The organism is Escherichia sp. E4736 (assembly GCF_005781225.1).
Classification (GTDB): Bacteria; Pseudomonadota; Gammaproteobacteria; order Enterobacterales; family Enterobacteriaceae; genus Escherichia.
Genome location: NZ_VATT01000020.1, coordinates 1 through 22822, shown reverse-complemented (window position 1 = coordinate 22822; position 22822 = coordinate 1). Strand labels below are relative to the sequence as shown.

Annotated in this window: 21 protein-coding genes and 1 pseudogene; 12 read left to right on the top strand and 10 right to left on the bottom strand. The window is 47.3% G+C overall.

Annotated elements, in window-relative coordinates; genetic code table 11:
- Positions 1–392 precede the first annotated feature (392 nt).
- Both slp and FEK46_RS15185 read left to right on the top strand, forming a co-directional pair.
- Complete coding sequence (slp, locus tag FEK46_RS15190) at positions 393–962, top strand: outer membrane lipoprotein Slp (protein WP_130209172.1); 570 nt, start codon at positions 393–395, stop codon at positions 960–962.
- A gap of 155 nt (positions 963–1117) precedes the next feature.
- Entirely contained in the window at positions 1118–1648 is a 531-nt protein-coding gene (locus FEK46_RS15185; protein ID WP_130209174.1) for a LuxR C-terminal-related transcriptional regulator, read from the top strand.
- A gap of 61 nt (positions 1649–1709) precedes the next feature.
- Here FEK46_RS15185 and chuS read toward each other — a convergent pair whose 3' ends face one another.
- The 3 genes from chuS to FEK46_RS23420 all read right to left on the bottom strand — a co-directional run bounded on the left by chuS (position 1710) and on the right by FEK46_RS23420 (position 5386).
- On the bottom strand, positions 1710–2738 hold the full coding sequence (chuS, locus tag FEK46_RS15180; RefSeq protein ID WP_135559193.1) for a hematinate-forming heme oxygenase ChuS: 1029 nt from the start codon (positions 2736–2738) through the stop codon (positions 1710–1712).
- A gap of 48 nt (positions 2739–2786) precedes the next feature.
- Positions 2787–4769: a TonB-dependent heme/hemoglobin receptor ChuA/ShuA gene (gene chuA / locus FEK46_RS15175; protein WP_135559192.1), complete on the bottom strand. Its 1983-nt coding sequence runs from the start codon at positions 4767–4769 to the stop codon at positions 2787–2789.
- A 416-nt stretch (positions 4770–5185) separates the two neighbouring features.
- Complete coding sequence (locus tag FEK46_RS23420; protein WP_165383169.1) at positions 5186–5386, bottom strand: hypothetical protein; 201 nt, start codon at positions 5384–5386, stop codon at positions 5186–5188.
- A 55-nt stretch (positions 5387–5441) separates the two neighbouring features.
- Between FEK46_RS23420 and shuT the strand changes: the two genes are divergently transcribed.
- From shuT to FEK46_RS15140, 6 genes are read left to right on the top strand one after another with little or no spacing between them, the layout of a single operon-like run.
- Positions 5442–6356, top strand: coding sequence for a heme ABC transporter substrate-binding protein ShuT (gene shuT, locus FEK46_RS15165; RefSeq protein ID WP_135559222.1), 915 nt, complete (start codon positions 5442–5444; stop codon positions 6354–6356).
- Positions 6357–6375: 19 nt separating this feature from the next.
- Entirely contained in the window at positions 6376–7713 is a 1338-nt protein-coding gene (gene hutW / locus FEK46_RS15160; protein WP_135559191.1) for a heme anaerobic degradation radical SAM methyltransferase ChuW/HutW, read from the top strand.
- 12 nt (positions 7714–7725) lie between these two features.
- Positions 7726–8220: a heme utilization cystosolic carrier protein HutX gene (gene hutX, locus FEK46_RS15155; protein WP_135559190.1), complete on the top strand. Its 495-nt coding sequence runs from the start codon at positions 7726–7728 to the stop codon at positions 8218–8220.
- Positions 8220–8843: an anaerobilin reductase gene (gene chuY, locus FEK46_RS15150; protein ID WP_130260994.1), complete on the top strand. Its 624-nt coding sequence runs from the start codon at positions 8220–8222 to the stop codon at positions 8841–8843. Before hutX ends, chuY begins: the two co-directional genes overlap by 1 nt.
- A 50-nt stretch (positions 8844–8893) precedes the next feature.
- Positions 8894–9886, top strand: a complete 993-nt coding sequence (shuU, locus tag FEK46_RS15145) for an iron ABC transporter permease (RefSeq protein WP_214251097.1) — start codon at positions 8894–8896, stop codon at positions 9884–9886.
- Positions 9883–10653 carry a heme ABC transporter ATP-binding protein gene (locus tag FEK46_RS15140; protein ID WP_130209183.1) on the top strand — a complete coding sequence of 257 codons (771 nt, stop codon included), beginning with the start codon at positions 9883–9885 and terminating at the stop codon, positions 10651–10653. Before shuU ends, FEK46_RS15140 begins: the two co-directional genes overlap by 4 nt.
- A gap of 50 nt (positions 10654–10703) precedes the next feature.
- Here FEK46_RS15140 and FEK46_RS15135 read toward each other — a convergent pair whose 3' ends face one another.
- From FEK46_RS15135 to hdeA, 3 genes are all read right to left on the bottom strand, one after another.
- Positions 10704–11351, bottom strand: coding sequence for an MgtC/SapB family protein (locus FEK46_RS15135; RefSeq protein WP_130260996.1), 648 nt, complete (start codon positions 11349–11351; stop codon positions 10704–10706).
- Between the two features lie 63 nt (positions 11352–11414).
- Complete coding sequence (hdeB, locus tag FEK46_RS15130; protein WP_130209187.1) at positions 11415–11741, bottom strand: acid-activated periplasmic chaperone HdeB; 327 nt, start codon at positions 11739–11741, stop codon at positions 11415–11417.
- A gap of 116 nt (positions 11742–11857) precedes the next feature.
- On the bottom strand, positions 11858–12190 hold the full coding sequence (gene hdeA, locus FEK46_RS15125) for an acid-activated periplasmic chaperone HdeA (protein ID WP_130209189.1): 333 nt from the start codon (positions 12188–12190) through the stop codon (positions 11858–11860).
- 254 nt (positions 12191–12444) lie between these two features.
- On the opposite strand from hdeA, the gene hdeD reads away from it, so the two are divergent.
- Together hdeD and gadE are read left to right on the top strand one after the other, a co-directional pair.
- Positions 12445–13014: an acid-resistance protein HdeD gene (gene hdeD / locus FEK46_RS15120; protein WP_130221293.1), complete on the top strand. Its 570-nt coding sequence runs from the start codon at positions 12445–12447 to the stop codon at positions 13012–13014.
- Positions 13015–13736: 722 nt separating this feature from the next.
- The gene (gene gadE / locus FEK46_RS15115; RefSeq protein ID WP_064527778.1) at positions 13737–14264 is read left to right on the top strand and encodes an acid resistance transcriptional activator GadE; all 528 of its coding nucleotides are present in this window, start codon (positions 13737–13739) and stop codon (positions 14262–14264) included.
- 19 nt (positions 14265–14283) lie between these two features.
- On the opposite strand, the pseudogene FEK46_RS23995 reads toward gadE, so the two are convergent.
- Positions 14284–14568, bottom strand: a pseudogene (locus FEK46_RS23995) (hypothetical protein); the annotation flags it as partial.
- A gap of 107 nt (positions 14569–14675) precedes the next feature.
- Between FEK46_RS23995 and mdtE the strand changes: the two are divergent.
- Together mdtE and mdtF are read left to right on the top strand one after the other, a co-directional pair.
- A complete protein-coding gene (mdtE, locus tag FEK46_RS15105) occupies positions 14676–15785 on the top strand; it encodes a multidrug transporter subunit MdtE (RefSeq protein ID WP_346460520.1) in 1110 nt (369 codons plus the stop codon).
- A gap of 24 nt (positions 15786–15809) precedes the next feature.
- The gene (gene mdtF, locus FEK46_RS15100) at positions 15810–18923 is read left to right on the top strand and encodes a multidrug efflux pump RND permease MdtF (RefSeq protein WP_135559189.1); all 3114 of its coding nucleotides are present in this window, start codon (positions 15810–15812) and stop codon (positions 18921–18923) included.
- A gap of 363 nt (positions 18924–19286) precedes the next feature.
- On the opposite strand, the gene gadW is transcribed toward mdtF, so the two are convergent.
- The 3 genes from gadW to FEK46_RS15085 form a co-directional block, all read right to left on the bottom strand.
- Complete coding sequence (gene gadW, locus FEK46_RS15095) at positions 19287–20015, bottom strand: acid resistance transcriptional activator GadW (protein ID WP_130209198.1); 729 nt, start codon at positions 20013–20015, stop codon at positions 19287–19289.
- 368 nt (positions 20016–20383) lie between these two features.
- Entirely contained in the window at positions 20384–21199 is an 816-nt protein-coding gene (gadX, locus tag FEK46_RS15090) for a DNA-binding transcriptional regulator GadX (protein WP_130261003.1), read from the bottom strand.
- A gap of 396 nt (positions 21200–21595) precedes the next feature.
- On the bottom strand, positions 21596–22822 hold a 1227-nt coding region (locus FEK46_RS15085), incomplete at its 5' end, for a glutamate decarboxylase (RefSeq protein WP_138194694.1).

Genomic DNA, 22822 nt, shown 5'->3' with positions numbered 1-22822 from the left:
TTCAGTAACTTATTGATATCCATGCAGGACGGATAAACAATGTTTTTTTAATGAACAGATAAAATGAGTCATATAATAAGTGTTTTTAAATTGAAGGTCCCCAAAGTTAAAATTACGAATGGCTTGCATATCTAACATTTATAAACCATTATCATCACATCAATAACAATCTTTACACCATGTGCCATTAGAAATAAGAGCCGCCTTATAATATCCCATATTATAAGGAGACACATAATAACATCACGCATCAATGCTTTCCGGATCTCATCTGCAAGGATATAAATATCAGACAGGTTTACGTTACTATCAGGCATATCACCTGAAAATCAGATGAAAACCATAAAGAAATATCTATTATGGTTTTAACATTTGTTGATAAGGATAGTAACATGAACAAGTCAAAAGGTGCTCTCATCGTCAGCCTTGCATTATTGCTTGCCGCGTGTAGTTCTATTCCACAAAATATCAAAGGTAATAACCAGCCTGATATCCAAAAAAGTTTTGTTGCTGTTCATAACCAACCAAATTTATACGTTGGTCAGCAGGCCCGCTTTGGCGGTAAAGTCATTAACGTCATTAATGGCAAAACCGATACATTGCTAGAAATCGCCGTATTGCCGTTGGATAGCTATGCGAAACCTGACATTGAGGCCAACTATCAAGGGCGACTGCTCGCCAGACAAAGTGGTTTCCTTGACCCAGTAAACTACCGTAACCACTATGTCACCATCCTCGGAACCATTCAGGGCGAACAACCTGGCTTTATCAATAAAGTCCCATATAACTTCCTTGAAGTGAATATGCAGGGGATTCAGGTGTGGCATTTACGAGAAGTGGTGAACACAACCTATAACCTGTGGGATTACGGCTACGGCGCATTCTGGCCAGAACCCGGCTGGGGCGGCACTCCTTACTATACCGATGCGGTTAGCCAGGTAACGCCAGAACTGGTCAAATAACATTACCTGAAGATGCAGATATTGATGAGATATCTGCATCTTTGAACACATTCAATTAATGTACAGCAAGCTAATTAGTATAATTACAAGCTCTGACCTTTTTATTACCTTTGGCAACCTGATTATAAAGTTAATGTTCGCAAAGGGAGTCGGTTATGTTTCTTATAATTACCAAAGACACCATGTTTTTCACCGCGATGAAAAATATTGTAAGTAAAGGTAATGTCGTTCATATACAGAACGAAGAAGAGATTGACTTAACGTTGCATCAGAATGCCTTAGTGATTATTGATACATTAATGAATAATGTATTCCACTCATCAATGCTCAACAAAATTGAACGCCTGCGGCCTGTTCATGTCATTGTTTTCTCGCCGTTTAATATTAAACGCTGTCTGGGGAAAGTTCCGGTAACCTTTGTCCAGAGAAATATTACGATTATTGACTTCATCGCACTGCTCAATGGCAGTTATTGCTCTGTACCTGAAGCAGACGTGTCACTCTCGCGCAAACAGCATCAGGTTCTGAGCTGCATTGCGAATCAAATGACGACAGAAGATATTCTGGGGAAACTCAAAATATCGCTGAAAACATTCTACTGCCATAAACACAATATTATGATGATCCTCAATCTTAAGCGGATCAATGAGCTGGTACGTCATCAACATATTGATTATCTGGTCTGAAATCTCCAGCTGATATTTATAAAGAGGCCCGGCGACAGCCAGACCTCCGGACAATGACTCGTTATGCAGCAACGCCTTCCTGCGTCAGCGCCGCAATCTGTTTACGCCATTGCGCCTGCTCCTGTTCCCCTTCAGTACGCTGACCATAAAGTTGCGCAATCTGCGTACCATCATGAGCAAACAGTTCCAGGCTGGTTACGTAGCCATCGCTGGTCGGTTTACGGGTAACCCAGGCTTCAGCAATGCTCTCTTCTAATAGATGAAGAGTAAACGTCGGGTTGAAAATATTCAGCCAACCTTTCATTAGCACCACTTTTTCTATCACACCCGTGAAAATCTGTACGCAGCCACGGTTGCCAACAAACACCATGATTTCATTGCCATCCTGCTGTGCAGATTCAAGAATTTGCGCCAGCGCACTACCAGGTACTTTGCAGGCCAAATCGTCTGCCACCAGATTGAACGCCTGCTGACGAGTCAGGTTGTGGCGCTTGAGCAACGTAAAAAACTGATGGACATCCGTCATCGCACGCCACTCTTGTTCTACAACACTGGCATCGACGTCGGTTTGTGCGACAGGCGCATCAACCGTTGTTAACTCAAGCGGCGTATTTTCCTTGACGGTAAAGCGTGCCAGAAGCTCATTCCATGCCGCCATATCGGTATTGTCAGTAGCATAAACTTTCAGTAACGCATCGCCCTGATGATCAAAAAACTGGATACTCTGACGTTCACCGCGAGCCGTGTTTTCTTTTATATGGAAAACACTGGCCCACTGATTAAGAAACAGTCGCAAATCCAGCGCGCGCGGGTTGAGTATTAATCCGGCATGACCGTTCAAATGCTGGTTTGTGAACGAGCCAACTTGCTCATGGACTGCATATTCATTACGACAAATACATTTGGTTTCACCAACGCTTTCCAGCGCCGCCAGAATTTCACGAATATCGCCGCGCATCCGCCACGCGTCGTGCGTGACGCGCGCAAATGCCAGTTCTGCTTCGCTGATATTCATTAAACCTGCGATGTCACGCGCGTACTTTCCGGGATTTTGTTCTTTTAACTCAAGCCAGCGTGTGTAGTGGTTCATTGTCTCTCTTCCTTCCAGATAAATGCCCCGAAATATCGGGGCTGATGATTACCATTGATAACTCACGAAAATTTTGCCGTTACGTCCATCCTGTGGGATGCCCTGCGGCGACCAGTACTCTTTATCGAAGGCATTGCCCAATACCAGAGTCGTGGTCATGCCTTTGAGCGCCTGCTGCCCTTGATAACTGACGTAGAAATCATTCACGCCGTAGCCAGGTTGTTTGCTGTAGCTGCTGCTGATATGTGTTGAGCGATCGGCAAACGTACCGACCCAACCAACAGAGAAGCCACTGTGAGCGATAGGAATATTCAGGGTGCTGGTAACGGTATCCGGGTTAATGCTGGAGATATATTCCCCGGTATCAGTGTCTTTGCCGCGGGTACGGTTATAGGCCACATCAAGACTAAACAGGTCAGTGGTATATTTCGTCATCACATCCCAGCCCCAGATTTTGGCATTCGGGACGTTATAAGACATGGTTATCGCCGCCGCGAAATCGACGGTTGTGGAGAGGTAATCCTTCGCTTTGGTATCAAAGTAGCTGGCTTTAAATTCCAGGGCATCATTGGACAACATCAGGTCATCAAAACGCAGCCCAAAGCCGTATTCCTGAGTTTCGTTGGTTTCCGGACGTAAATTCGGGTTTGGCACCCAATAGTTGGTATAGAAGCGACCAATCGAGAAGTGCTTAGAATCGTTGTACATTTCGCCCATCGTCGGCGCGCGGAATGCCTGGGCATATGAACCAAATAACATCAGCCAGTTGGTCGGATTGATAGTCATCCCCGCACGAGATGACCATTTGTCGGCATCAACATCTTTGTAGCCGTCGCTGCTACCGCGATAACTGTCATAGCGGGTTCCGCCAAGCAGGGTAATCGGCAGATCGCGTAAGGTGATCTCATCCTGTAGCCAGCCGGAACTGAAATCAATTTTTGCTTGCGGGAAGCCCGTCGTCGCGCCGCCCGGATGCTGTTCCTGACGATAATACTCACCGCCATACGTCAGCAGGTGAGAGGCAAAACTCTCGGCAAACAGAGTGGAACGGTTCTCCAGTTTGGCACCTTTTGTTGTCTGTTCGCGATACTCACCGGAACTTCCCGTGTTTTGCGCATTAATACGAACTTCCGACCAGTAAACTTTTGCATCAGCATTTAACCAGTCGTTGCCCACTGGAGAGAGTTTATAAGAAAGCTGAGCATCACGTTGAATCGTTGAACGATCAACCATCGGATTACTGCTGTCAGACGCTTCAACGGTCTGCGGATTTTTTGGTTCGCGCGCGTCGTTATTGTAATAACGCACTAATCCGCTCAGAGCCTGGGCAGAATCAATTTGCCAGGTTCCTTTCGCCAGCATGTTATTAATAGCCTCATCATTCGGCGCGGTTTCGCCATTGCTCTGGCGTAAATCACCACGATCGCGACTGGACCAGGCCACAATACCATCCAGATTTTCCGTTCGCCCAAACGCGCTCGCGCCTAATCCCAGGCTATGGTCCCCCGTGCCACCGGTGCCAAAAACGCGAAAACCGCTGCTTTGTCCTTCCTGCAATAAATCTTTTGCATCGACCGTATCGTAGGAGATAACCCCACCCAGCGCGCCACTGCCATACAGTAATGCCGAAGGTCCACGGACAATCTCGACACGTTTGATCAGCGCCGGATCGAGGAAAGTCCCATTCAGGTGTCCGGTATCCGTTCCCTGACGAACGCCATCGACAAGAACCAGCACGCCGCGATGGTCATAACCACGCATATTTACATCCTGACCGTTGGTTCGTCCGGTACCATCAAGGGTAATTCCAGGAACATGACGCAGCAGATCGGTGGCTGAAGTCGCCGTTTGGTTTTCAGGAGCGGAAGTGTCGAGGACGCTGACCATCATTGGTGCTTCGAAGGAACTACGGGCATTCCCCGTTGCCGTAACGGTCATGGTTTCAGTAGCAAAAGCAAACGTTGGCAAGGTGGCAGAAACAGCCAAAGCCAACAAACTCAAGCGCAACGAGGTAAATTGCGGACGTGACATAGCGATTCTCCATGAGGAAAATAAAAAATGCTGGCTACCTGGATTAATACCGGGATGGCTGGCGAAAAATAAATTTATTTACAATTCAAAGCGATAATATTCGCCGGGTGAGTTAACGGGCGTTAATATCCGGTGAAATTGCCTGGTATCCCGGACAATTTGCCCTCTTTGTCAGGCAAAGCGATATGCCGCATCTGGAGTGAAGAGCGCTGTGCGTTATCCCTTGCAAAAGCTATGATTTTGTTATCCATATAGTCATATTTTGTTAAAGCCAGGCGTGATAATGAGAATTATTATCGATCAATTTTTTATGATCAAGCTTTTTTTTAACCGCCATTAACACAATAAACAGGGGGTTATGAAAGCTATCCTGTATCCAGAAAACCATTTTTTTCTTGTGGCAGTCCCCCACGACCTCATAACGAAACGTTGTCGTTAACCGCGATAATTTTCTCTTCTCTTTGCTCTGCAAGCCGCGATATCTCTGAGATCTCAGCTTTTTCCCGCCCTGAAATTTTGTCGGTAACAAGAACGTTAGCTGACGAAGCATCTTGATAAAAATCAAAAATAAATACGCTTGTAACGCCTTGCGTATTGAATCGACGGTTGTATTTCATATATAACTCAAATGATAATCATGATCATTCTCAATTCGATAAGAGTTCTCATATGATGCCAAGGATCACCAACAGGCCGTATCTTTTTTCCCCACTAACGTTATGTATTTCAGCCGTGGCCTCTGTCGCGAAGACTGCGGTAAAACGAAAAAAATTGTTTACGGCAGTACTGGCTCTTAGCTGGGCTTTTAGCGCAACGGCTGCCGAACGCATTGTGGTCGCTGGAGGATCACTGACGGAGCTAATCTACGCGATGGGTGCTGGCGAGCGCGTGGTGGGTGTCGATGAAACGACATCTTATCCCCCAGAAACCGCCAAACTGCCGCATATTGGCTACTGGAAACAACTCAGCAGCGAAGGCATTTTGTCACTTCGCCCGGATAGCGTAATTACCTGGCAGGATGCAGGACCGCAAATTGTGCTCGACCAGTTGCGGGCGCAAAAGGTCAACGTCGTCACTCTGCCGCGTGTACCAGCCACCCTTGAGCAGATGTACGCCAACATTCGCCAACTGGAAAAAACGTTACAGGTTCCTGAACAAGGCGAGGCGCTGGTGACACAAATCAGCCAACGCCTGGAGCGAGTACAGCAAAGCGTGGCGGCAAAAAAAGCCCCGGTTAAAGCGATGTTTATTCTCTCTGCTGGCGGCAGCGCGCCACAGGTCGCCGGTAAAGGCAGCGTCGCAGACGCCATTCTGTCGCTTGCCGGAGCAGAAAACGTCGCTACCCACCAGCAGTACAAAAGCTACAGCGCGGAATCGCTGATTGCGGCTAACCCTGAAGTGATTGTCGTAACCTCACAAATGGTCGATGGCGATATTAATCGGCTACGTTCTATTGCCGGAATTACCCACACCGCCGCCTGGAAGAACCAGCGCATTATCACCGTTGATCAAAACCTGATTCTGGGAATGGGCCCGCGTATTGCTGATGTCGTTGAGTCTTTACACCAGCAACTTTGGCCGCAATAAACGGATTTAAATCAGACGTATGAACATGAAAAACACCCTGGATCTCACGCCTCATTTTGCTTTAGACGGTGACCAGCCATTTAAAGACAGGCGTGCCATGATGCCGTTTCGTGGGGCCATTCCGGTCGCCAAAGAACAACTGGCACAGACCTGGCAAGAGATGATCAGTCAAACAACCTCACCTCGTAAGCGACTGGTTTATCTTCATATTCCTTTTTGCGCGACACACTGCACGTTTTGCGGTTTTTATCAGAATCGTTTTAATGAAGATGCGTGTGCTCATTATACCGATGCCCTGATTCGAGAAATCGAACAGGAGGCAGACAGCGTATTGCATCAGTCCGCGCCCATCCATGCGGTCTATTTCGGTGGCGGTACGCCTTCCGCACTCTCCGCGCGCGATTTGGCAAGAATCATCACCACACTACGAGAAAAATTACCACTGGCACCCGATTGTGAAATCACCATTGAAGGCCGGGTACTGAATTTTGACGCTGAGCGAATCGACGCTTGCCTTGATGCGGGAGCAAACCGCTTCTCAATTGGTATTCAGTCGTTTAACAGCAAAATCCGCAAGAAAATGGCCCGCACCTCGGATGGCCCAACCGCCATTGCGTTTATGGAAAGCCTGGTCAAACGCGACCGTGCTGCGGTGGTCTGTGACCTGCTGTTTGGCCTGCCAGGTCAGGATGCGCAAACCTGGGGAGAAGATCTGGCTATTGCCCGCGATATCGGTCTTGACGGCGTCGACCTCTATGCGCTCAACGTCCTGCCCAACACGCCACTGGGCAAAGCCGTGGAAAACGGGCGCACTACCGTGCCCTCTCCGGCGGAGCGTCGCGATCTTTACCTGCAAGGGTGTGATTTTATGGACGATGCCGGTTGGCGCTGCATCAGTAACAGCCACTGGGGCCGTACCACACGCGAACGCAATCTCTATAACCTGCTGATAAAACAAGGTGCCGATTGTCTGGCCTTTGGTTCCGGCGCAGGTGGTTCGATTAATGGTTACTCCTGGATGAACGAACGCAATCTACAGACCTGGCATGAATCCGTCGCGGCAGGCAAAAAACCGCTGATGATGATCATGCGTAACGCCGAACGTAACGCGCAGTGGCGTCATACCTTGCAGTCGGGCATTGAAACGGCGCGTGTACCGCTGTACGAACTTACGCCACATGCTGAAAAACTCGCACCATTACTGGCCCAGTGGCACCAAAAAGGCTTAAGCCGCGATGCTTCAACGTGCCTGCGGTTGACCAATGAAGGTCGTTTCTGGGCAAGCAACATTTTGCAGTCTCTTAATGAACTGATTCAGGTACTTAATGCGCCAGCGATTGCGCTTGAAAAACCATAACAGGAGTGATTTATGAGCCATGTCTCGTTACAGGAATTTTTGAAAAAGGAGCCAGACGGTACGCTGGAGGCGATCGCCGAACAATACAACACCACGTTGCTGGAGGTAGTGAAAAATCTGCCCTCTCCGACTGTTGTGTCAGGCGATAAATTCGATACTGTCTGGGATACCGTCTGCGAATGGGGCAACGTCACCACGCTGGTGCATACTGCCGATGTGATCCTCGAATTTAGCGGCGAACTGCCTTCGGGTTTCCACCGCCACGGCTATTTCAATCTGCGTGGAAAGCACGGCATGTCCGGGCATATCAAAGCAGAAAACTGCACGCATATTGCCTTAATCGAACGTAAATTTATGGGCATGGACACCGCATCCATTCTCTTTTTCAACAAAGAAGGCAGCGCCATGCTGAAAATCTTCCTCGGCAGGGATGACCATCGTCAGCTCCTGAGTGAACAGGTCAACGCCTTCCATGCTCTGGCAGCATCGTTAAAGGAACACGCCTGATGACACCGTGGCTACTCTTTGGCGCGGGCGGAAAAGGTGTGGGCGCCAGAACGCTTGAACTGGCGCTGGCGGAACAACGTCCGGTCGTCGCTGTCGTTCGCCGTGCAGACGCTGCGGCTCAACTGACGCAACAAGGTGTGCAGGCTTTTACTGGCGACGCTTGTGACGCCAGCGTAGTCGCAGCCGCCTGCCGCGCGGCTGGTCCGCAAGCACTTATCATCTCAACAATGGGCGGCGCACAGGATTATCTGGCCCACAGAACGGTGATTGATGAGGCCGAAAAGGCAGGCATCAGTCGCATGATTCTGGTGACTTCTTTGGGATGCGGCGATAGTTGGCCGTTCTTATCGGATCGGGCAAAAGCCGCGTTTGGTCAGGCGGTGCGCGAAAAGACACTGGCGGAAAGCTGGCTGCAAACCAGCCAGCTAGACTACGCCATTCTCCGCCCTGGCGGTCTGCTTGACGGCGCAGCAACAGGCAAAGCACAACGGATACAAAATCAGGAGTGTCATGGTTTTGTCCGCCGTGCCGATGTCGCCGCACACATTCATGAACTGGCAAACGCGCCAGCACTCAACAAGCAGATCTACAGTCTGATTGAACCTGACCTGAAACCGGCGTAATCCCATGCGGCGCAGACTCTCCGCGCCGCAACGTCATAACGGAGTTTTGCGTGCTCAAGGATTCATTTTCATCCGCCAGTGTCTTTATGGGGCTATCACTATTATTGCTTGCCCTGGTGCTGTTCGGTGCCAGTCAGGGCGCGTTAAAAATCAGCTTTAGCGCCCTTCTTGATGAGGAATACCGCGATATCTGGCTAAATATTCGCCTGCCGCGCGTTTTACTGGCCGTGCTGGTAGGCGCCGCGTTGGCAACCGCCGGGGTGATTATGCAGGGGCTTTTCCGCAACCCCATGGCTGACCCAGGATTACTCGGCGTCAGTAGCGGTTCGGCATTAATGGTTGGCGTTGCTATTGTGCTGCCCTTTTCCTTCCCCGTGGTGCTGGTGCTTTATGAACAAATGGTGTTTGCCATCGCCGGAAGTTTAGTGGTCTGCACCATCATTTTTCTCATCACGCAGCGCCATCGCGATGGCAGCATGATGCAATTGTTACTCGCCGGGATCGCCATCAATGCCCTGTGCGGCGCAGCGATCGGCATACTGAGCTATATAGGCGATGAGCAACAGCTACGACAACTCACGTTGTGGATGATGGGCAATCTCGGTCAGGCGCAATGGCCAACGTTATTGGTTGCCAGCTCCTTCATTCTGCCCGCCATTATGGCAACAACGTGTCTCGCCGGAACGCTGAATTTGCTGCAACTTGGTGATGAAGAAGCCCATTACCTCGGCGTGAACGTAAAGCGTAAACGCCAACAATTACTGTTGATTAGCTCACTGCTCGTTGGCGCTGCCGTATCGGTAAGCGGCATTATCGGCTTTATTGGCCTGGTGATCCCGCATCTGATTCGCATGACTACCGGAGCAAATCATCGCTGGCTAATTCCTTGCTCTGCCCTTGCCGGAGCCTGCTTATTACTGATGGCAGACACGCTTGCCCGCACACTGGTACAGCCAGCAGAAATGCCTGTCGGATTACTAACCAGCCTGCTTGGCGGCCCGTATTTCATGTGGTTGATTCTGCGCAACCGGAGGATCGCATGATTAGCGCCCGGAACCTGGTTTATAGCCTTCATGGGCGACGCCTGACTGACAATGTCTCGCTGACTTTTCCCGGCGGGGAAATTGTTGCCATTCTCGGCCCTAATGGTGCGGGAAAATCCACGTTGCTTCGCCAGCTCACCGGCTATCTTCAACCTGATAGCGGCGAATGCCGGTTATTTAATAAGCCATTAAATGAATGGTCAATTACCGAACTGGCGAAACACCGGGCCGTGATGCGTCAGAATAGCCATATGGCGTTTCCATTCAGTGTACAAGAAGTGATCCAGATGGGGCGCCATCCGCATCGTACCGGTAATCAGGGGGATGAAACGGCACAGATAATGGCGCTATGCGACTGTCAGGCGTTAGCAAACCGCGACTATCGGCAATTATCCGGCGGTGAACAACAGCGTGTGCAATTAGCGCGCCTGCTGGTACAACTTTGGGAAGCAATACCCTCGCCGAAATGGTTATTTCTTGATGAACCAACGTCGGCGCTGGATATTCACCATCAGCAGCATCTGTTTCGTTTATTACGTCAGTTAGTTCGCGAACGGCAATTCAACGTCTGCTGTGTATTGCACGATCTTAATCTTGCCGCCCGCTATGCCGACCGTGTTGTATTGATGCAAAAAGGAAAGGTTATCGCCAATGGTAAACCGCAGGACGTGTTGACACAGCAGGCGCTGACTATGCTCTACGGCGCGGATATTACTGTATTAAACGCCCCTGCCAATCATTCTCCGCTGATTGTCCTCGATAGTTAAATACGACGGGAGTACCGGGTGTACTCCCGTCGATATCATTAATATTCACATTAGCTGATTGAAACACCTTTCACACCCGTCATGTCTTTTAGCGACTTTAATAAGTCTTCAATCGACGTCGCCGCATGAAGCTGAATATCAATAGCAACTACGTCATGATCTTCATTTTCTTGCAACGAAACTAAATCAGTTTTTATTTTTTGTTGTTTAAACCAGTCGAGCATCGACAGCGTATTACCGTTCACCAACGTCAGCTGTAAATGGTAATTCTTGTTCATCAGCCGGAAAGTTAATTGATGGAAGACTTCCAGTACCAACAAGGTCATTACAGAACCGTAAATCCCCAGCTCATACATGCCGCTACCAATCACCATACCGATTGCAGCTGTTACCCAGATATCCGCAGCGGTGGTGAGGCCGACAATATTTTGATTACGGACGAGGATATTACCCGCGCCTATAAAACCGACGCCAGTGACAACCTGAGCGGCAATACGGCTGGGATCAAGCCCGACGTGATCCAGCGCCAGCACATCAGCGAAACCATATTTCGACACAATCATAAACAGGGCGCTACCCATACCGATTAAGACATGTGTACGAAGCCCTGCCCCTTTGCCGCGGATTTGCCTTTCCATGCCAATAGCACCACAGGCAATAGCAGCCAGGATTAGACGAATAATAAATTCTGCAGTCATATAAAAATGCAAAAAGGAGCAGCAAGATGGCTCAACTTGCTACTCCTTTTTGCTTTATTCCTGTTAATTCGGCAGGACATTTGCCAATTTATCTTTGAAGGTATACAAATTTTTCTGCGGATTTTTCTTACAATATTCAATCACTTTAGGAATCTGAGTCAGATCAGTTTCATTTAAGGTTACAGTATCACCACCTTTGTAAACCGTTTCCTCATGCAGCATCCACCATGCAACCGGTGTCATCGCTTTTGGATTCAGGTCAATAAATTCCTGACAAGTCATATCTTTAGCAGATTCATTAGCAGCCAGTGCAGATTGTGCATTAACCAGTGAAAGTGCCGCTACAGCGCCAACGAAAATCATGGCTTTACGTAGAGATGAAATATTCATTTTACAACCCATTCAACAAATAAAGTATATATGAACAGGAGGATTATCTGCTTTTAACGCGAGGTATTCCTGCCTGTTCAATATTCAAGGAAATACGATGCAACGCATTCCATGAATTACATATCTTTCTTAATCTTGTCCCATTCGCCTTTAACTTTATCTTTAAAGCTGGCTTGTTTATCCTGAGTACAAGCCTGAACGATAGCTGGGGTTACGGTTGCAATGCCCTGAACATCCATAACCGCATCTTCTGGTTTATCTTTGTTATTCAGTGCTTCAGCAAAACCGACTGCAGTCGGCTGGAAGGATTCGTCCACAGCCAGGAAATCTTCACAGGTCCAGGAGTTGACAGGTTTTTTATTGTCAGCTGCTTTTTGTGCATCCGCGGCATTGCTCACAACTGGCAGAAGAAGCAGGCCACCAAGAATTACACCTAATACTTTTTTCATCGTAATATCCTCAACTATAAAGTGAAAGAGCCGTCACGAATCAATTTCGACATTGAGGTTATAACCTGGTTTTTTGGGTATGTCATGTTGAGATAAAATATCAAAATAAGATATTTTTATTTAAATACAACAAGTTACATGGGTGTTGGACACATTAATTAGGAAATTTTTATTAAATCACATGCATTCCTGGATGCATTTTTGGCATAGATTGATAGTAGGGATTTTTCTTCTTAAATTTATAGGGTGGTTCTATGTTATATATAGATAAGGCAACAATTTTGAAATTTGATCTGGATATGCTTAAGAAGCATCGGAGAGCAATCCAGTTTATTGCTGTGCTACTGTTTATTGTCGGTTTACTGTGTATAAGCTTCCCGTTTGTCTCTGGCGATATCCTTAGCACAGTCGTTGGCGCATTATTAATCTGCTCAGGCATTGCGCTTATTGTCGGTTTATTCAGCAACCGGAGTCATAATTTCTGGCCTGTATTATCCGGCTTCCTTGTCGCTGTCGCCTATTTGTTGATCGGCTATTTCTTCATCCGCGCACCAGAACTGGGAATTTTTGCTATTGCGGCGTTTATCGCTGGCTTGTTTTGTGTCGCTGGGGTTATTCGCTTGATGAGCTGGTATCGCCAGCGTTCAATGAAAGGCAGCTGGCTACAACTAGTCATTGGTATCCTGGATATCATCATTGCATGGATATTCCTGGGTGCAACGCCAATGGTTTCTGTAACACTAGTTTCTACACTGGTGGGGATAGAACTAATATTCAGCGCTGCCAGCTTGTTTAGCTTCGCTAGTTTATTCGTTAAAAAATAATCAATATCAGACCGTCGGCACAGTATTTCCCACACCGCCTCATAATCACTTATGGTGACTATGAGGCATATAACACTCCCGCTTCATATCGCCACCATGGCAAAACATAAACCATCGTTGAAATAATTACCGTGCGACTCATTAAACAACTCGCTGAAACCTTTATGGTTTTATAAATTTCACAGCAAATTAGCCATTTCAAACATTATCATGGCTGATATTTTCTGTAGTCAGGTTTAATGTTTAAAAGTGCTGTGGGAAAATGAAATCAAGGTTTGGCAAGCATTGGCTCAATAAGAAGGTAATTAATGCAGTTGATGTTAATTTTCCCCAAAAATTAAAAAGAAAGCTGGCAATTCCAATTGCCAGCTTAAGTAGAAACAAGGAGACTCGATATTTAAATCGGATTACTTTTTTATTTTAGTTTTATCATTCAGAAATCACAAACTTTAAATTGATAACTTATTCTTGGTAAAAATATGGGAGTTGTTAATTTCATGTTAGCACTAACAAATTTATAACACCCAGGAATGTTACCTAGGATCAATATATGGAGTGCGTGATGGATAAATCTCAAGTTTTGATTAGTGTTAATAGACGTATTAGTTCACGAAGGGCAACGTTCTTATAGGCGTTTACTATATTGAACAACGAATTCGGACATGGATGTAAATAATGAAAAGGATGACATGTTCGAAACAATAACGGCTAAGGAGCAAGTTATGATTTTTCTCATGACGAAGGATTCTTTTCTTTTACAGGGCTTTTTGCAGTTGAAAGATAATCACGAAATGATAAAAATCAATTCCCTGTCAGAGATAAAAAGCATAGGTAACAAACCATTCAAGGTGATCATTGATACCTATCATAATCATATCCTTGATGAAGAAGCGATTAAGTTTCTTGAGAAGTTAGATGCTGAAAGAATCATTGTTCTGGCACCTTACCACATCAGCAAACTTAAAAGTCAGTCGCCTATCTTTTTTATCAGCCGTAAAGAAAGCATTAAAAATCTGATTGATATTACTTATGGAAAACACTTGCCTCATAAGAATTCTCAATTATGTTTCTCGCATAATCAATTCAAAATTATGCAATTAATCCTGAAGAACAAAAATGAAAGTAATATCACGTCAACACTGAAAATTTCGCAGCAGACATTAAAGATCCAGAAATTCAATATTATGTACAAGCTGAAACTTAGACGTATGAGCGACATCGTGACTCTGGGGATCTCTTCTTATTTTTAAGAAGGCGTTGATGTGGCCCAGCGATAAGTGCCTGAAATTGACGGCTGGCATGACGAGGGATGCAAATGCTGACTCCATTACTCCCGGTGATAACCAAAGGAGAAGCAAAAACGAACTTATTCCCCTGGTTTATGTATCCACCAGTAGAAACATTCGTTGCCCGGACGCAGGCAGAGACTGTCAGCAGAACGGCAACATTTTTTTTGCCATCTAAATCGCCACATTGGTCACTCGGCCTGCATGCGCCATCACAGGCATACATCCCCATGGCTTGCACTATGCCGCAGGTCTGTAAATCCCTCATGCCTCTCCCCGCACACATTCAAAAAATCCGTAATTTTTCACGAATTTTCAGGGAATAAAATGAACAGAAAAAGAAAACTGTTAATACCGTTGTTATTCTGCGGCGTAATACTCACCGCATGCGACGACAAATCAGCGCAAAATGCTGCCGCCATGACGCCAGAAGTGGGCGTGGTGACGCTCTCCCCCGGCTCAATCAATGTCATGAGCGAATTGCCCGGCAGAACTGTTCCTTATGAAGTTGCTGAGATTCGCCCGCAGGTGGGTGGCATCATCATTAAGCGCAATTTTATCGAAGGCGATAAAGTTAACCAGGGCGATTCGTTGTATCAGATTGACCCTGCGCCCTTGCAGGCAGAGTTGAACTCAGCCAAAGGTTCGCTGGCGAAAGCCCTCTCTACCGCCAGCAATGCCCGCATTACCTTTAATCGCCAGGCATCGTTGCTAAAAACCAACTACGTCAGCCGTCAGGATTACGACACCGCGCGCACCCAGCTGAATGAGGCAGAAGCCAATGTCACCGTTGCTAAAGCGGCTGTTGAGCAGGCGACGATCAATCTGCAATACGCAAACGTCACCTCGCCCATTACAGGCGTCAGTGGGAAATCATCAGTGACCGTCGGCGCACTCGTTACTGCTAATCAGGCAGATTCGCTGGTTACGGTGCAGCGTCTGGACCCGATTTATGTCGATCTCACGCAGTCGGTACAAGATTTTTTGCGCATGAAAGAAGAGGTCGCCAGTGGGCAAATCAAACAGGTTCAGGGCAGTACGCCAGTTCAGCTCAATCTGGAAAATGGCAAACGTTACAGCCAGAGCGGTACGCTGAAATTCTCTGACCCGACGGTGGATGAAACTACCGGCTCGGTCACGTTGCGCGCGATTTTCCCCAATCCAAATGGTGACTTACTGCCAGGCATGTACGTCACAGCATTAGTGGATGAAGGTAGTCGCCAGAATGTGTTACTGGTGCCGCAGGAAGGCGTTACTCACAACGCTCAGGGCAAAGCAACGGCGCTCATTCTTGATAAAGATGATGTCGTGCAGTTACGCGAAATTGACGCTACCAAAGCCATCGGCAACCAGTGGGTTGTTACCTCTGGCTTGCAAGCTGGCGATCGGGTGATCGTTTCCGGTTTGCAACGCATTCGCCCAGGTATCAAAGCACGCGCAATTTCCTCCAGCCAGGAAAACGCCAGCACCGAATCGAAACAATAACGTTGCAGGCTTAAGGGGACTTTCATGGCTAACTATTTTATTGATCGCCCGGTTTTTGCCTGGGTACTTGCCATTATTTTGATGCTCGCAGGCGGGCTGGCGATCATGAACTTACCGGTGGCGCAATATCCGCAGATTGCACCACCGACCATCACCGTGAGCGCCACCTATCCGGGTGCTGATGCGCAAACGGTAGAAGATTCAGTCACTCAGGTGATTGAGCAAAATATGAATGGACTTGATGGCTTAATGTATATGTCATCAACCAGTGATGCGGCGGGTAATGCCTCCATCACACTGACCTTTGAGACAGGAACGTCGCCCGATATTGCGCAGGTTCAGGTGCAGAATAAACTGCAACTTGCTATGCCATCACTCCCCGAAGCAGTACAGCAACAAGGGATTAGCGTCAATAAGTCGAGCAGCAATATCCTGATGGTGGCAGCGTTTATCTCTGAAAACGGCAGCCTCAACCAGTACGACATTGCGGACTATGTGGCTTCTAATATTAAAGACCCATTAAGTCGTACCGCAGGTGTCGGTAGCGTGCAGCTCTTTGGTTCAGAGTACGCCATGCGTATCTGGCTGGACCCGCAAAAACTCAATAAATACAACCTTGTTCCTGCCGATGTTATTTCCCAAATCAAGGTACAGAACAACCAGATTTCCGGCGGTCAACTGGGCGGAATGCCACAGGCGGCAGACCAACAACTGAACGCCTCGATCATTGTGCAGACACGTCTGCAAACACCGGAAGAATTTGGCAAAATCCTGCTGAAAGTTCAGCAAGATGGTTCACAAGTGCTGCTGCGCGACGTTGCCCGCGTCGAGCTGGGAGCGGAAGATTATTCCACCGTAGCGCGCTATAACGGCAAACCTGCCGCCGGGATCGCGATCAAACTGGCTACAGGAGCAAACGCGCTCGATACCTCCCGGGCGGTAAAAGAGGAGCTCAACCGTTTATCGGCCTATTTTCCCGCCAGCCTGAAGACGGTTTATCCTTACGACACGACACCATTTATTAAAATTTCAATCCAGGAAGTTTTCAAAACGCTGGTTGAGGCCATCATCCTCGTCTTCCTGGTCATGTACCTGTTTTTGCAAAACATTCGCGCTACGATCATCCCGACTATTGCCGTACCGGTCGTTATTCTCGGCACGTTCGCGATTTTGTCGGCGGTCGGGTTTACCATCAACACCCTCACCATGTTCGGGATGGTGCTGGCGATAGGGTTGCTGGTTGATGATGCTATCGTGGTGGTAGAAAACGTCGAGCGCGTGATAGCAGAAGATAAGCTGCCGCCGAAGGAAGCGACGCATAAATCAATGGGGCAAATCCAACGTGCGCTGGTCGGGATTGCCGTTGTGCTTTCCGCGGTGTTTATGCCAATGGCCTTTATGAGCGGCGCGACCGGGGAAATTTACCGTCAGTTCTCCATTACGCTGATCTCCTCCATGTTGCTTTCGGTGTTTGTGGCGATGAGTCTAACGCCTGCCCTTTGCGCCACCATTTTGAAAGCCGTTCCAGAAGGCGGTCACAAACAGAATGCGTTGTTTGTGCGATTTAACCATCTGTTTGAAAAATCAACTCAACACTATACCGACAGTACCCGCTCACTGCTGCGCTGCACGGGTCGTTATATGGTGGTTTACCTGCTGATTTGTGCCGGGATGGCGGTGCTGTTTCTGCGTACACCGACCTCCTTCTTGCCGGAAGAGGATCAAGGGGTATTTATGACCACTGCACAGCTACCATCAGGTTCCACGATGGTTAACACCACTAAAGTGCTGCAGCAGGTGACCGATTACTATCTGACAAAAGAGAAAAATAATGTTCAGTCGGTGTTTACCGTTGGCGGCTTTGGTTTCAGCGGCCAGGGGCAAAACAACGGTCTGGCGTTTATCAGCCTGAAGCCGTGGTCTGAACGCGTCGGCGAAGAAAATTCGGTGACCGCGATTATTCAGCGGGCGATGGTGGCTCTTAGCCGCATCAATAAAGCAGTTATTTTCCCGTTCAACTTACCGGCGGTAGCAGAACTGGGAACAGCGTCAGGTTTTGATATGGAACTACTGGACAACGGTAACCTGGGACATGAAAAGCTGACCCAGGCGAGAAATGAGTTGCTGTCTCTGGCAGCACAATCCCCTGACCAGGTCACCGGGGTACGCCCGAACGGCCTGGAAGATACACCGATGTTCAAAGTCAACGTCAACGCTGCGAAAGCTGAGGCGATGGGCGTGGAGTTGTCCGATATCAACCAGACCATTTCCACCGCTTTCGGTAGTCGCTACGTGAACGACTTCCTTAACCAGGGACGAGTGAAAAAAGTGTATGTCCAGGCGGGAACACCGTTCCGCATGCTGCCAGATAATATAAACCAATGGTATGTGCGCAACGCCTCCGGCACGATGGCGCCGCTTTCTGCTTATTCTTCAACAGAATGGACCTACGGCTCACCACGTCTGGAACGCTACAACGGTATTCCAGCAATGGAGATTTTAGGTGAAGCGACGGCAGGAAAAAGTACGGGTGACGCAATGAAATTTATGGTGGATCTGGTCGCAAAACTTCCGACTGGCGTTGGCTATTCATGGACCGGACTGTCATATCAGGAAGCGTTATCTTCCAACCAGGCCCCGGCACTATATGCCATCTCGCTGGTCGTGGTGTTCCTTGCCCTCGCCGCACTTTATGAAAGCTGGTCGATTCCATTCTCGGTAATGCTGGTCGTACCGCTTGGGGTAATTGGCGCGTTACTGGCTACAGATCTGCGCGGGTTAAGCAATGACGTCTACTTCCAGGTTGGTCTGCTGACCACCATTGGGCTTTCCGCCAAGAACGCCATCCTGATTGTCGAGTTTGCGGTTGAGATGATGCAAAAAGAAGGGAAGACACCGATGGAAGCGATTATCGAAGCGGCACGGATGCGCTTACGCCCAATCCTGATGACCTCTCTGGCCTTTATTCTCGGCGTACTGCCGCTGGTTATCAGTCATGGCGCAGGCTCCGGTGCGCAAAACGCAGTAGGTACAGGCGTTATGGGGGGGATGTTTGCAGCAACGGTGCTAGCGATTTACTTCGTTCCGGTCTTTTTCGTTGTGGTGGAACATCTCTTTGCCCGCTTTAAAAAAGCGTAACGCGTAAACGAGAGTAAGGTTGAACGTGAGGGTTCAGCCTTACTCTTTCCCGCTAACCACTCGCCACTCAACAGCCAGCTTACCGCCAGGAACATCAGACTCAGTAAACAGCATTGAAAGTAGAACCCGCTCCAACCGTTGGTTATCAATTTAAACAACACGACACTGACCAGAATTCCCGTAATTGTATGAATTGCAAACTTAATAATCCTGAACATGCCGCGTCTTTTCCTCCTGAAAATACGTTTAGTGTTTTGCAAACTGCGAAAGCAAACTTGCCGGTGACCCGGCAGAGTTAATGAGGAAAGATTTTCACATGAAGTGTGAGGGAGATCCTGACCGACTTTCGAATGAGAAATCCTGTCAGTTAAAGGTCCCAGTTGATTGTTGCGCAAACTGGTGCGGTGTTACGCCATAGTACTGGCGGAAAGTATTAATAAAGTACGACGTACTGCTATAGCCACATTTTTCTGCGACCATCGGCAGCGGGATTTGTCGTAACTCGAGTAATCGTCTGGCCATCGACATTCGCGAGGCCAACAATATTTTACTGAAGCAGGTATTTTCATCCTGCAATTTTTTCTTGATTAGGCTTTCACTGGTATACATTTTTTCGGCGATATCACGCAGATACCAACGTTTGGCTATATCACAGCTAATAATGCGTTCAACTTTACCTGAAACAGTACTAATGCTATTAAAAAGGAAGGGAATAAGTTCTTTATTTCGTGAAAACATCGAAAGACAGGAAAAGTAAAGCATATTACTTAATGTTCTGGACGCAATATCTTCTTGAGCAAAACTATCAAATATCGCAGTGACCAGCGGCATTGGTGGTGTTGGGTTAACTAGCAACCGTTTTTTACCATGCAGCCCTAAACACCGACCCGAAAGACGGACATTGTGCAAATAATGGCTAATGATCCTTTCATCGATATCTAGTCTACGGGCATGGGATTCATCAAAAGGAAAATTCTCCACCATATATTTATCCATCAAAAGAATACTCTCTTTTTGCAAATAGAGTTTTTGCTGCTCATGATAAATATCAAATGAACGGCGGGTGAGGATCACTGAGCAAACGTGTGTCATGACAAGCCCTTATATTCCATTACTACAACCATTACAATTTCAGTATACAAATGAAATGATGTATGACTCCTGTAAAAATCCAAAACTGCCAAAATTGGTAGGACCAAAAAGTAATCACATACATAAGCGCATATATCAGTTAAGCCATAAAAAGTAAATGCATGCGTGATATATCTTAAATTTGTGTATAGCTTATGTTTATAAAAAATTGGCTGATCTTATCTCCAGCAAAAGTTATATTTAACCCACTGAGAGCACAAAGTTTCCCGTGCCAACATGGAGTGTTATAACGGCTTATTAGTCTGGAGACGGCAGACTATCCTCTTCCCGGTCCCCTATGCCGGTTTTTTTTTATCTTCAAAAAGCAATTATAACCTTACTATCCTTTCAGGGTGACAACACTTTCCTGCCAAACAAATGTCCATCATCAGAGGGTTATCACCCCCTCTTTCAGCTATTCGTTCATGATACTCAGTCGGTGTCATGCCATAATAATTGCGAAAAACATAAATAAAATACGACACACTGTTATAGCCACACAACACGGCCACTCGCTTTATAGAAAAGCCATGTATTACAATGAATTGTAACGCGCGTCGCATTCTACATTCGGTAAGCAGTTGCGAATAAGACGTCTCTTCTTCACGCAATTTTTTCTTTAACAAACTTGGACTCATCAATAACTCGCTGGCTATTTTCGCCAATGACCATTCATGAGCAATATTACGGTTAATGACCGTACAAACCCGAGTTCGCATATTGGGCTGTAGGATATTCATGAGTAGCGCTATAAACTGTTCATCTTCAAGAAAAACCGACAATATTGCGAATATTAATGCCCTGTTACGTAAAATCTCACCATAGCGGAGATTTTTACTCTGTGAAAGCTGTACAACTTCCTGAAAAACGGGGATATCTCGGGTACAGTGATGCACGATTAACGAAGGAACTTTTTTACAGGCATGAAGAGTTAATGCCTCCTCCTTGAGCATTGGGAGAAATAATGAAAGTGTTTCCTTCGTGACAAAGACGACGTTCTCTGCACAGTTATCAACTAAAATCTGGTTTGCATCCGCAAAAACCAAATCACCACCGTTAAAACAGCGATATTCACCATTCTGCATGGTAAGAATATATTTATGCTTTGCGTACGCAATTAAACAAGTTCCATGTAGTGATTGCATCATTAATACACTATAACAGAAACATATTATTGTATTTAATGTAGCACGCTAACACCCTAAGTCAAATCGCGATTTAAAAAAAGCTTAAACGAAAAAAAAATAATAGCATCCTAAGTGGTTAGAAGCATTGTTCCAGGTCACTTATTTTTCAATCTATTAGAGCAAAAATAAGCAATAATAACGGATATGAATAATAGCTGATGCATCCTATTGTAATTTGTACAAGATTTAATTTACATTGCAAATTATTCAATTATATGAATTTCCCAAAAAACAAAAAAATGATCAGAATTAGCATCCTGATCATTACGCCACTACTCTTATTTATAGGATATATTTCTTTACCGTGAATGAATTACACCCGCATGCTCCTGGCATGCAGGTGACATTCGGTTATCAGGTATGTTTAAAGCTGTTCTGCTGGGCAATACCCTGCAGTTTCGGGTGATCGCTGAGGTATTTCAGGGAGGCTTTGTAGTCTTCCAGTAACAGTTCAGCGAAGTCCATTTCGAAGCCACGGCGGCACATAATGCGCATTACCACGATGTCGGTGGCTTCACCACCGAGGGTAAATGCCGGAACCTGCCAGCCGCGCAGGCGCAGACGTTCAGAGAGGTCATACAGGGTGTATCCTGGATTTTCCCCGTCTTTCAGTTTGAAGCACACCGCCGGGATACCTTCATCCGGGCGACCCGTACAGATGAACTCATACGGCCCCAGTTTGGCGATTTCATCCGCCAGATAAGCAGCAACCTGGTAAGAGGCGTTCTGTACTTTGGTATAGCCTTCACGACCGAGGCGCAGGAATTCATAGTACTGGGCAATCACCTGGCCCGCCGGACGGGAGAAGTTGATGGCGAAAGTACCAATCTGACCGCCGAGATAGTCAACGTTGAATATCAGTTCTTTCGGCAGCGCTTCTTCGTCACGCCAGATAACCCAGCCGCAGCCCAGCGGAGCCAGACCGAATTTATGGCCTGAAGCACTGATCGATTTCACGCGCGGCAGGCGGAAGTCCCAGACGATATCCGGCGCCACGAACGGCGCAAGGAAACCACCGCTGGCGGCGTCGATGTGCATGTCGATGTCGATACCGGTGTCGGCCTGGAATTTATCCAGTGCATCATGCAGCGGTTGCGGGAACTCATAGTTACCGGTATAGGTCACGCCGAAAGTCGGCACCACGCCGATGGTGTTTTCGTCGCAGGCCTCAATCATGCGTTTCGGATCCATGAATAGCTGGCCGGGACGCATAGGGATCTCACGCAGCTCGACATCCCAGTAGCGGGCAAATTTATGCCAGCAGATTTGCACCGGACCGCAGACCAGGTTTGGTTTATTGGTCGGCTTACCTGCGGCTTCCATACGCTTGCGCCAACGCCATTTCATCGCCATCCCGCCGAGCATACAGGCCTCGGAAGAACCAATGGTGTTGGTGCCAACGGCCTGGCCGTTTTTCGGTGCAGGCGCGTGCCACAGGTCAGCAACCATATTTACACAGCGCAGGTCGATGGCTGCGGATTGCGGATATTCTTCTTTGTCGATCCAGTTTTTATTGATCGACAGGTCCATCAATTTATGGACATTTTCGTCGTCCCAGGTCTGGCAAAAAGTTGCCAGATT

What these genes read in the sequence shown, in the direction of transcription:
- slp (WP_130209172.1), top strand. Translation starts at nt 393, where the DNA reads ATGAACAAGTCAAAAGGTGCTCTCATCGTCAGCCTTGCATTATTGCTT.
- FEK46_RS15185 (WP_130209174.1), top strand. Translation starts at nt 1,118, where the DNA reads ATGTTTCTTATAATTACCAAAGACACCATGTTTTTCACCGCGATGAAA.
- chuS (WP_135559193.1), bottom strand. Translation starts at nt 2,738, where the DNA reads ATGAACCACTACACACGCTGGCTTGAGTTAAAAGAACAAAATCCCGGA.
- chuA (WP_135559192.1), bottom strand. Translation starts at nt 4,769, where the DNA reads ATGTCACGTCCGCAATTTACCTCGTTGCGCTTGAGTTTGTTGGCTTTG.
- FEK46_RS23420 (WP_165383169.1), bottom strand. Translation starts at nt 5,386, where the DNA reads ATGAAATACAACCGTCGATTCAATACGCAAGGCGTTACAAGCGTATTT.
- shuT (WP_135559222.1), top strand. Translation starts at nt 5,442, where the DNA reads ATGCCAAGGATCACCAACAGGCCGTATCTTTTTTCCCCACTAACGTTA.
- hutW (WP_135559191.1), top strand. Translation starts at nt 6,376, where the DNA reads ATGAACATGAAAAACACCCTGGATCTCACGCCTCATTTTGCTTTAGAC.
- hutX (WP_135559190.1), top strand. Translation starts at nt 7,726, where the DNA reads ATGAGCCATGTCTCGTTACAGGAATTTTTGAAAAAGGAGCCAGACGGT.
- chuY (WP_130260994.1), top strand. Translation starts at nt 8,220, where the DNA reads ATGACACCGTGGCTACTCTTTGGCGCGGGCGGAAAAGGTGTGGGCGCC.
- FEK46_RS15140 (WP_130209183.1), top strand. Translation starts at nt 9,883, where the DNA reads ATGATTAGCGCCCGGAACCTGGTTTATAGCCTTCATGGGCGACGCCTG.
- FEK46_RS15135 (WP_130260996.1), bottom strand. Translation starts at nt 11,351, where the DNA reads ATGACTGCAGAATTTATTATTCGTCTAATCCTGGCTGCTATTGCCTGT.
- hdeB (WP_130209187.1), bottom strand. Translation starts at nt 11,741, where the DNA reads ATGAATATTTCATCTCTACGTAAAGCCATGATTTTCGTTGGCGCTGTA.
- hdeA (WP_130209189.1), bottom strand. Translation starts at nt 12,190, where the DNA reads ATGAAAAAAGTATTAGGTGTAATTCTTGGTGGCCTGCTTCTTCTGCCA.
- hdeD (WP_130221293.1), top strand. Translation starts at nt 12,445, where the DNA reads ATGTTATATATAGATAAGGCAACAATTTTGAAATTTGATCTGGATATG.
- gadE (WP_064527778.1), top strand. Translation starts at nt 13,737, where the DNA reads ATGATTTTTCTCATGACGAAGGATTCTTTTCTTTTACAGGGCTTTTTG.
- mdtF (WP_135559189.1), top strand. Translation starts at nt 15,810, where the DNA reads ATGGCTAACTATTTTATTGATCGCCCGGTTTTTGCCTGGGTACTTGCC.
- gadW (WP_130209198.1), bottom strand. Translation starts at nt 20,015, where the DNA reads ATGACACACGTTTGCTCAGTGATCCTCACCCGCCGTTCATTTGATATT.
- gadX (WP_130261003.1), bottom strand. Translation starts at nt 21,199, where the DNA reads ATGCAATCACTACATGGAACTTGTTTAATTGCGTACGCAAAGCATAAA.